This window comes from Arthrobacter sp. SW1 (assembly GCF_001766675.1).
Taxonomy (GTDB): Bacteria; Actinomycetota; Actinomycetes; order Actinomycetales; family Micrococcaceae; genus Arthrobacter.
In genome coordinates this window covers 1-3,236 of sequence record NZ_MJLT01000025.1, presented here as the reverse complement: position 1 = coordinate 3,236, position 3,236 = coordinate 1, and the positions used below count along the sequence as shown (strand labels likewise).

General features: G+C 68.3%; 3 protein-coding genes and 2 pseudogenes. All 5 read right to left on the bottom strand.

From position 1 onward, the window contains the following. Positions 1-386: pseudogene (locus BIU82_RS11725) on the bottom strand (allophanate hydrolase); the annotation flags it as partial. Next, complete coding sequence (locus BIU82_RS11720; RefSeq protein WP_070349660.1) at positions 383-1,144, bottom strand: carboxyltransferase domain-containing protein; 762 nt, start codon at positions 1,142-1,144, stop codon at positions 383-385. The gene BIU82_RS11720 and the pseudogene BIU82_RS11725, both read right to left, overlap by 4 nt. Position 1,145: 1 nt before the next feature. Beyond that, positions 1,146-1,934 (bottom strand): 5-oxoprolinase subunit PxpA, encoded by a 789-nt coding sequence (locus BIU82_RS11715; protein ID WP_070349659.1) that lies wholly within the window; start codon positions 1,932-1,934, stop codon positions 1,146-1,148. Between the two features lie 200 nt (positions 1,935-2,134). Then, positions 2,135-2,989: an ABC transporter permease gene (locus BIU82_RS11710; RefSeq protein ID WP_083292305.1), complete on the bottom strand. Its 855-nt coding sequence runs from the start codon at positions 2,987-2,989 to the stop codon at positions 2,135-2,137. Between the two features lies 1 nt (position 2,990). After that, positions 2,991-3,236 (bottom strand): annotated as a pseudogene (locus BIU82_RS11705) (ABC transporter permease); the annotation flags it as partial.

Here is a 3,236-nt window from a genome sequence, read left to right as displayed (position 1 = left end):
CTGCCCATCAGCAGCGGGGCGTCCACCGAGCCGTGGATGGCCAGGTAGGCGCGCAGCCCGCCGTGGATTCCGCGGATGGTGACGGCTTCCCCGGCGCGGACGGAAACGGGTTCCCACTGGGAGTGCTCGCGGCCCCCGACAGTGAGGGTGAGCGGTGATCCGGTGACGGCGATCAGCAGGTCCCGGTCCGGGCGCATCCGGAAGTCCAGGGCGGTGACCTCGATCAGGGGCGCATTGTCCGGGTTGCCGGCGAGGATGTTCGCAGCCCGCGCGGAAAACTGGTCCAGGGCGCCGTTGACCGGCAGGCCGAAGCGCGGCCCCCGGTGACGTCCCAGGTCCGTGACCACGGAGTTTCCGGGCTGCTCGACGACGATCCGGCCGTTCACCGCGCCGCCTCCATCTGCTGTGATTCAGGCAGGTGGAGGTCAGGCAGCTGTGCCTCCAGATACCTACCGGCGTAGCCGTCGAATTCTTCCCGGCTGATCCGGCGGAACCGCAGGGTGTCGCCGGGGCGGTAGGGGACCAGCGGGTCCCGGCCCAGGTCGAGCACCGTGAGGGGCGTCCGGCCGATCACGCACCAGCCGCCGGGTGAAACAGCAGGGGAGATCACGGCCTGCCGCCCGGCAACGGCGATCGAGCCGGCTGGGACGCTCAGCCGCGGATCCTTCAGGCGGGGTACGGGATGAGGGAAATCCGGGCCGTCCATCATGGGCGATCCGGCGGGGGCACCCATGCAGCGGATGGTGTAGCTCTTGGCCGAGTGCAAGGCGATGACCTCGTCGGCCGTGATCCCCTGCTGGGCGGCAACGTCCTCCAGGTCGGGTCCGAACTCACCTCCGTAGACCACGGGCACCTCGAAATGCCGCGGCCCGGCCGGGGATCCGGCGTCGAGCTGGCGGAGGCCCAGCTGCACGAAGGCGCGCAGCTGCTTGGCGGACACGGCGGCGGGGTCGAACTCCACCAGCACCGAGTCATAGGTGGGAACGGCGCCGTGGAGGCCCTCGGCGTCGCACGTGTCCAGCCAGTCGGCCAGCCGGTGCACGGTCTCCCAGTTGCGTTCGGGGTCTTCGGAGAGGGCCACGACGCGCACGGCGGAATCGCCGGATTCGTGGATCTCGACGGCGGAAGCGGTGAAGACGCTCATGTCAGGCCGCGTCCTGCCTGGCGCCGAGGACCTCGGCCAGCGGGGCGATGCGGACACCGGCAGCGGTGAGTTCCTGCCGGATCAGGCGGGCCAGCGCGACGGCGCCCGGGTTGTCCCCATGCAGCAGGACCGTGTCCGCCTGGATGGCGACGTCGGTGCCGGCCACCGTTTCGATGACGCCTTCGCAGACCATGCGGACAGTCCGCTCGACGATGACGGCGGGGTCGTGCAGCACGGCGCCGGGTTCGCTGCGCGGAACGAGAGTGCCGTCCGGCTGGTAGGCGCGGTCCGCGATGCCGACGATCGCGACTCCGAGGCCACGCCGGGCGGCGGCACGCGCCAGCTCGCCATCCTGGGCCAGGACGATCAGGGAGGGGTCGGCGCGGAAGGCTGCGTCAGCAACGGCGTCGGCGTAGTCCGCGCGGGTGGCGACCAGGTTGCCGAGGCGGCCGTGCGGGGCGATGTGCGAAACGCGGGTGCCGTGGTAGGCCGCGAAGGCCGAGAGGGCACCAAGCTGGTAAAGGGTGTCGGTGCGGACTTCCTCCGCGCTGAGGTCCATGGCGCGGCGACCGAAGCCGCGCAGGTCCGGGAAGCTGGGGTGGGCTCCGACGCCCACGCCGCGGCGCACGCATTCGGCGACGGTGCGGTCCATGATGTCCGGATCCCCGGCGTGGAAACCGCAGGCGATGTTGGCGCTGGAAACAATGTCCAGGAGGTCCTGGTCCTCGCCCAGGGTGTAGGCGCCGAATCCTTCGCCCAGATCTGCTACGAGATCGACCACGGCATTCACGTTGTCCTCTTTCCTCACGAAATGTTGCTGGCATCACTGCCCCACACTTCGAGGGTTCCACCGTGACCACCCTCACGACAAAGACTTATTGGGCGTCCCATCATAAGGAATCCTTATGAAAAGGCGGCCGGACAATGCRRAWRGCCGCGCCCGGACAAACCGGGCGCGGCYAKTRAGCAGGGTGTTTCGCAATGCCGTAGCTACAGGGCCTTCCGCAGGCCCATCACCCGCTCCACAATGACCACCACGGCCATGGAGAACAGGATCAGCAGGACGGAGAGCGCGGCCACGGCGGCGTCGGCGGAGTTCTCCACATAACGCAGCACCTGCACGGGAAGGGTGGGCAGGCCGGAYTCRGCCACGAACAGCGAGATCACCGCTTCGTCGAAGGAGACGATGAAGGCGATCACGCCGCCGGCGATGACGCCCGGGCGGATGAGCGGCAGGGTGACGCGGCGGAACACCGTCCAGGAATCGGCGCCCAGGATCCGGGCGGCCTCCTCGCAGGACGTATCCGTGGTGGCAAGGCTCATCAGGGTGGTGCGCACWACGAACGGGAAGGTCACCGCGATGTGGCCGATGATGATGCCCGCGTAGGTGTTGTTCAGCTTCAACGGACCGAACAGGAGCACCATGCCGAGGGCAAGGACGATGCTGGGGATCATGAGTGGCGACAGGAAGAACGCCTGGACGGCTTCCTTGCCCTTGAAACGGAAGCGCGCCAGCGCYAGCGCGGCCGGCACACCGAGGAGCAGGACCAGCACCGTGACCGCRGAGGCCGTGATGAGGCTGATMYGCAGGCCGCTCATGAAGGTTTCCTGGCCGGGCAGTGCCGCGTACCAGTCCAGGGTGAAGCCTTCCGGGGGGAAGGACAGGTACTGGTTGGAGGCGAAGGARATSACYACCACGATCAGCAGCGGCGCCAGCAGGAACAGGTARAGCAGGAAGACCACGGYGTTGAAGATGAAGGYCCCTGTTTTGCGGCGCGGCTTGAAAACGGGCGCGTGCTGGTCCGTGAGGGCGGGCCGCGGGGCCGCCAGGGTGTTCTGGCTCATCTCAGGCTCCGATCTTCTTGGTCAGGCGCTGGTACACGGCGATGATGAGGCCGAAGAGCAGCAGCAGGATGACGGACAGGGCGGCTGCGAAGGGCCAGTTGAGCAGGCCTGTGGTCTGGTCGTAGATTTCCGTGGCCAGCACCTGCACCGCGCCGCCACCCAGCAGGCGCGGGGTGATGAAGGTGCTGACGGAGAGCACGAAGACCATGAGGAACGCAGTGAGCACGCCCGGCAGGGTCAGGGGGAG